This window comes from Nonomuraea turkmeniaca (genome assembly GCF_005889735.1).
Taxonomy (GTDB): Bacteria; Actinomycetota; Actinomycetes; order Streptosporangiales; family Streptosporangiaceae; genus Nonomuraea; species Nonomuraea turkmeniaca.
The window spans coordinates 1-5,113 of record NZ_VCKY01000405.1; the positions used below are offsets into that span (position 1 = coordinate 1).

Annotated in this window: 7 protein-coding genes; 4 read left to right on the forward strand and 3 right to left on the reverse strand. The window is 68.5% G+C overall.

Annotated elements, in window-relative coordinates:
- Nucleotides 1-12 precede the first annotated feature (12 nt).
- Both ETD86_RS52350 and ETD86_RS52355 read right to left on the reverse strand, forming a co-directional pair.
- Nucleotides 13-1,047 carry a LacI family DNA-binding transcriptional regulator gene (locus ETD86_RS52350; RefSeq protein WP_138674068.1) on the reverse strand — a complete coding sequence of 345 codons (1,035 nt, stop codon included), beginning with the start codon at nt 1,045-1,047 and terminating at the stop codon, nt 13-15.
- A gap of 77 nt (nt 1,048-1,124) precedes the next feature.
- Nucleotides 1,125-1,364 carry an AbrB/MazE/SpoVT family DNA-binding domain-containing protein gene (locus tag ETD86_RS52355; protein WP_246149494.1) on the reverse strand — a complete coding sequence of 80 codons (240 nt, stop codon included), beginning with the start codon at nt 1,362-1,364 and terminating at the stop codon, nt 1,125-1,127.
- Between the two features lie 84 nt (nt 1,365-1,448).
- Here ETD86_RS52355 and ETD86_RS52360 point away from each other — a divergent pair, with 84 nt between their 5' ends.
- The 4 genes from ETD86_RS52360 to ETD86_RS52375 all read left to right on the forward strand — a co-directional run bounded on the left by ETD86_RS52360 (nt 1,449) and on the right by ETD86_RS52375 (nt 3,947).
- Nucleotides 1,449-2,516 (forward strand): alpha/beta fold hydrolase, encoded by a 1,068-nt coding sequence (locus ETD86_RS52360; protein ID WP_138674069.1) that lies wholly within the window; start codon nt 1,449-1,451, stop codon nt 2,514-2,516.
- Nucleotides 2,517-2,638: 122 nt separating this feature from the next.
- Complete coding sequence (locus ETD86_RS60470; protein WP_425465716.1) at nt 2,639-3,256, forward strand: zinc ribbon domain-containing protein; 618 nt, start codon at nt 2,639-2,641, stop codon at nt 3,254-3,256.
- Nucleotides 3,237-3,401: a hypothetical protein gene (locus ETD86_RS56435; protein ID WP_170223776.1), complete on the forward strand. Its 165-nt coding sequence runs from the start codon at nt 3,237-3,239 to the stop codon at nt 3,399-3,401. Before ETD86_RS60470 ends, ETD86_RS56435 begins: the two co-directional genes overlap by 20 nt.
- Nucleotides 3,402-3,530: 129 nt before the next feature.
- Entirely contained in the window at nt 3,531-3,947 is a 417-nt protein-coding gene (locus tag ETD86_RS52375; RefSeq protein WP_138674070.1) for a hypothetical protein, read from the forward strand.
- A 309-nt stretch (nt 3,948-4,256) separates the two neighbouring features.
- Here the strand turns inward: ETD86_RS52375 and ETD86_RS52380 are convergent.
- A partial coding sequence (locus ETD86_RS52380; protein ID WP_138674071.1) for an amidohydrolase family protein occupies nt 4,257-5,113 on the reverse strand: 857 nt, incomplete at its 5' end.

The following is a 5,113-nucleotide window of genomic DNA, read 5'->3' on the forward strand; positions in this document are numbered from 1 at the left end:
GTGCGGACGCCATCAGGGGTGGCGGGGGCGGGTGCTGTCGCGGACGATCAGCCGGCCCTCGACGATGAGGCGGCGCGGCTCGCCCGCCTCCGCGAGCGCGAAACGAATGGCCTCCGCCCCGGCGTGCGCCAGCGGAAGCGCGACCGTGGTCAATCGCGGCGTCACGTCCCCGGCCAGCGGAATATCGTCGATCCCGGTCACGGAAACGTCCTCGGGAACATTTATGCCGGCCGCCCGGAAACCCGACATCGCGCCTATGGCGACGATGTCGTTGACCGCGAGAACCGCTTGCCGGCCGTCCATTCCCTGCTCGGCCAGCCGCCGCGCCGCGTCGAATCCGCCCTGCCGGCTGACTTCGCAGTAAACGACCCGGATATTCCGCTCGTCAACGCCTCCGGCCCGCAATCCTTCGGCGAATCCGCTCGTCCGATCGGAGACGGTGCGCAGCTCCCTGACGCCCGCGAATATCGCCACCCGCCGGTGCCCCGTTTCCGCGAGAAAGGCGCCCGCCGACCGCCCGGCACCGTAATCGTCGAAACCGATCGCGTCGAAGGCCATGTCCGTCTCACCGACGATCACGACCCGGCCGCCTTCCTTCTCGTAAGCGGCCAGCTCTTTGAGCAGCCGCCCGCCGAGCGCGTTCGCCACGAACCGGCTGGAGGTCAGCACGAGCGCGCGCGGCCGCAGCGACCGCAGCAGGCGGATGGTCTCCAGTTGCCGCTCGTGCGCTCCCATGGTGGCGGACACCGTGACGAAGGCCCCGCCGGCGCGGGCCTCGCGTTCCATCGCGGCCACGACCATGCCCATGGACGGGGTCGTGAGGTCGTCGGCGACGAGCGCGATCGAGTCACTGGCCCGCCGCATCGCCCTGGCCGAGGCGTCCACCGTGTAGCGCAGGGCCGCCGCCGCGGCCAGCACGCGGGCCTCATACTCGGGCGCCACCTTCCTGGCGCTGCCGCCCAGGACTCGGGACGCGGTGGCGATCGAGACGCCGGCCGCCGCGGCCACGTCGTGCAGCGTGACCGTGGGCCGCGCTGCGTGGGGCATGGGTGGTGTCCTTTCCGAGGCGTACGGGGTCGGCTATGAAGAGTACCTCGGGGTCGCACCGGCCTTAGGGGAGTGTGTCAGTCCCCCGGCGTCTCCTCCTGCACGGCGAGGACCCCCCTGGCGAACTGCTGGAACCGCTCGTTGTCCACGAGCGCGATGCCCTGCTTGGGGTCCACGAGCACGAGCAGCGTGTCGCCGGGGGCGAGGCCGAGCAGGTCACGCGCGTCCTTCGGGATGACGATCTGCCCCTTCTCGCCGATCTTGACCGTACCCACGATGTAGCGGCCGTCCGGCCCTTCGATCATCTTCCCTGCCATGGACCCAACGGTACCCACTTCTCTCACCGTCGCCCCTACGTATGATAAGTAGGAAAAGTCATACTTTTCATACTAGGGGGAACGATGGGGCGTGTCAGGAGGGTCGTCCGGGTCTCGCTGCCGGTCGTGGCGGGAGTGGTCGTGCTCGCGGCCGTGGCGGGCGGCGGTTACGTGTACAGGAACGTCAGCTACGCCGAGCGGGACGCGGACGCCGTACGCGCGGCCGGTTTCACCGAGAAGCAGGCCATCGTAAACGGCTCCCTCATGAACTACGCCGAAGGCCCCGACCACGGGCCGCCGCTCCTGCTCATCCACGGCCAATCCACGGACTGGCGCAACTGGAGCCGAGTGTTACCCGGTCTGGCCGAGCGGTACCACGTCTTCGCCGTCGACTGTTACGGCCACGGCAGGTCCGCCCGCGTCCCGGAGAAGTACACCGCCCAGGCGCTGGCGGCCGACGCCCGGCGGTTCCTGACCCAGGTGGTGAAGGAGCCCGCCGTCGTCGCGGGACACTCCTCGGGCGGGCTCGTCGCGGCCGCGCTCGCCGCCGACGCGCCCGACCAGGTGCGCGCCGTCGTCCTGGAGGATCCGCCGTTCTTCTCCTCGGTCCTGCCCAGGGCCGAGAGGACCTTCAATTACGTCGCCCTGGCCAGGCCCGCCCACGATTTCCTGCGCAGCGGCGAGACGGACTTCACCGCGTACCAGATCCGGCACAGCGCGATCTGGGACCTGTTCAAGGGCGCCAAGCAGAGCATCCAGGACCACGCGCTGACGTACCGCAAGGAGATCCCGGACGAGCCACTCATGCTCTTCTACATGCCGCCGGAGCTCAACGAGGCCTTCCGCGCCATGGACTCCTACGATCCGCGCTTCGGCGAGGCCTTCTACGACAACGACTTCCACCGCGGCTTCGACCACGCCGGCACGTTGTCGCGCATCCGCGTCCCCGCCGTGCTGATCCACGTCATCGACCGCTACGACGACAACGGCGTCCTGCTGGCCGCGATGAGCGCGGAGGACGCCCAGCGCGCCCGGTCGTCACTCACCGACGTGCGGTTCTACCAGGCGGACTCCGGGCACGGCTTCCACTTCGAACGGCCCGGCGAATTCGACCACATCATGCGCGATCTCGAAGCACGACTAAGGAAATGATCACGGATCAGGCATGACCCTTGTCATACCGAGTTCGTGACATAGCGGACTAACCACGCATTCACCTTATGGATCATGCTGAACCCGTGATCTCTCGCCGATTCCCAGAGAGCGGCAGGCGGATGGCCGTCGCGACCGCAACAGGCGCGCTGCTCGCGGCAGGAACCCTCGCGGCCCCCGCCTCCGCGACCCCCGAAGGGCTCGACCGGCCGGCCCTGCAGCAGTCACTGGATGCCGACTACATCGCCCCGGCGTTCCCCTCGTTGCTGGAGGGCTCGACCAAGAGCCTGGACGACCACCGCTTCCGCACCATCGCCCCGGAAGAGCTGGTCAAGCTGGGGCTGAACGGCACCCCCACGGGCGAGCCCGGCGTGGCGCCCGGGTCGTACTCCAACACCAACTACATCCTCGCGGGCCTGCGGCACACGTCGTTCCCGCGCACGCCGCACATCCCGGGGCCGCACTCGAAGGCGTTCGAGTCGATGTACGGGTTGATCGACCCGCCGCCCTCCTCCAAGCTCTGCTCAGTCTGCGGGACACTCGCCGAGCAGATGCCGCTGGCTGTTCGGAAGTGGGACTGCTCGTGTGGGGCACACCACGACCGGGACGTCAACGCCGCGATCAACATCCTCGCCGCTGGACAGGCGGAGAGACGAAACGCCTGTGGAGGCCAGGTAAGACCATCGCTCGCGGTGGCACAGGCCGATGAAGCAGGAAGCCGTGGAAGTGCCGCCGCATGAACGGCGCGGCACAGGCCAGAATCCTCGGCGTTTACACCGGGGAGCGCGTCAAAAACTCCCCGAACATCTCGCGCTCGTCGACGAACTCCCCCTGACCAAGATCGGAAAAATCGACAAGAAGGCGCTGCGCGACATCGTCCAGTAGGGCCTCGCGACGACCTGTGTCGCTCATCACTCTTGACGTGTGGATTTCTCCACAGATGATCCCTTCCACTCTCCGTAATGTCCGTGCTGCCGGACGAACCGGCAGCACCGATCAGGGGGAGCAACCCACATGCGTAAGATCCTCGCGATAGCGACCATCGCCGGCTCGATGACCGTCACCGGCCTCGCGCTCGCCCCGGCCGCCCAGGCCGCCACCCAGACGGCGACCGCGGCCGGCCAGTCGGCCACCACTTCCGGCAAGTGGGGCAAGTTCTTCTCGAGCGACCACAAGGCGTACACCTACGGCAACACCTTCAAGCAGGGCAAGTACGTCTACACGAAGTGGTACGGGGTGGACAAGAAGTTCGGCAAGAAGGGCTGGGTCTGGTTCGAGTACTACCAGAACGGCGGCTGGCACAAGTTCAACCGCTCCTGGGACGGCAAGGTCGTCAGCAGCTGGAAGGGCAAGGGGATCAAGAAGATCTACACCTACACCTGCTGGGCGGGCAAGTTCGACAACTGCGGCAAGAAGTACCGCATCTACTAGACCTCCGTCCTTGAGGCCCGGCGACCGGTCACCCGTCGCCGGGCCTCGTCCGTGACCTACGCCCCTGCCGTGAGCCACTCCTGTCGCCCTATGGTCGCTCCCGAGCACGCGGAGCTCGTCCGGCGGTGGCACGAGCGCGCCTACGAGGCGGCCAAGGCCGACGTCTTCGCCGACGTCGACGGCCGGTTCGATGTGATCGTCCTCGTGGTTTCGCCGCGGACCCAGAACCTCGGAGAATCGTATGCCGCGCCGGCACAGTGTGCCGTGCCACCGGCACGGGAATCCTCGTCATTCATGGCGAGGAGCGGGTCAGCTGACCTGGCGTACGCCACCGCGCCACACGTCCGCGATCGCGCGGGTCGCGGTGATGTCGGTCGTCGGGTCCCCGTCCACCAACAGCAGGTCGGCGCGGAGCCCCGGGGCGATCCTGCCGCGGTCGCCGAGGTCGAAGTGGCGGGCCGTGAGGCTCGTGGCGGCCGTCAGCGCCTGCTCCGGGGTCAGGCCCGCCTCCGTCAGCATCAGTAGCTCGTGATGGAACCCCGCCCCGTGCACCGGGCCGAACGAGGTGGAGTCGGTCCCGGCCAGCAACGGCACGCCGGCGCGCAGCAGTGCCACCGCCGCCTGCGAGGCATTCGTCACGCCCTGCGAGTGCATGGGGATGTCGGTGGGCTCCCGGCCGAAGGTCGCCTTGGATCGCTCCGACATCCGGGCCGCCATCCGCGGATCACGCAGCAGCTCGGTGGGGCCGGGGTCGCCGGTCACGACCTCGATGAACGTGATCGTGCTGATCACGAACGCGTCGTACGCGGCGATCCTGGCGGCCACCTCCTCGGCCTGCTCCTCGCCCGCGTCGGAGTAGAGGTGCGCCAGGCCGTCGGCACCCGCGTCGAGGGCGATGAGGGCCTCGCGGGCCGTCACCGTGTGTGCGATGACCTTCAGGCCGGCGGCGTGGGCGGCTTCCACGAGCACGGCGGCGAGTTCGGGGCTGAGCGCGGGCAGGTCCATGCCGGACACCGAGCCGTCGTCGACGCCGATCTTGAGGTAGTCGGCGCCTTCCGCCAGCCGCGCCTCGACGAACGCCTTGGCCTCGTCCGCGTCGCCCACCGTGTCGAAGCCGTGCTCCAAGCCGAGGGTCTGGAGCAGCTCGGGGGTCAGGAGCTGGGTGG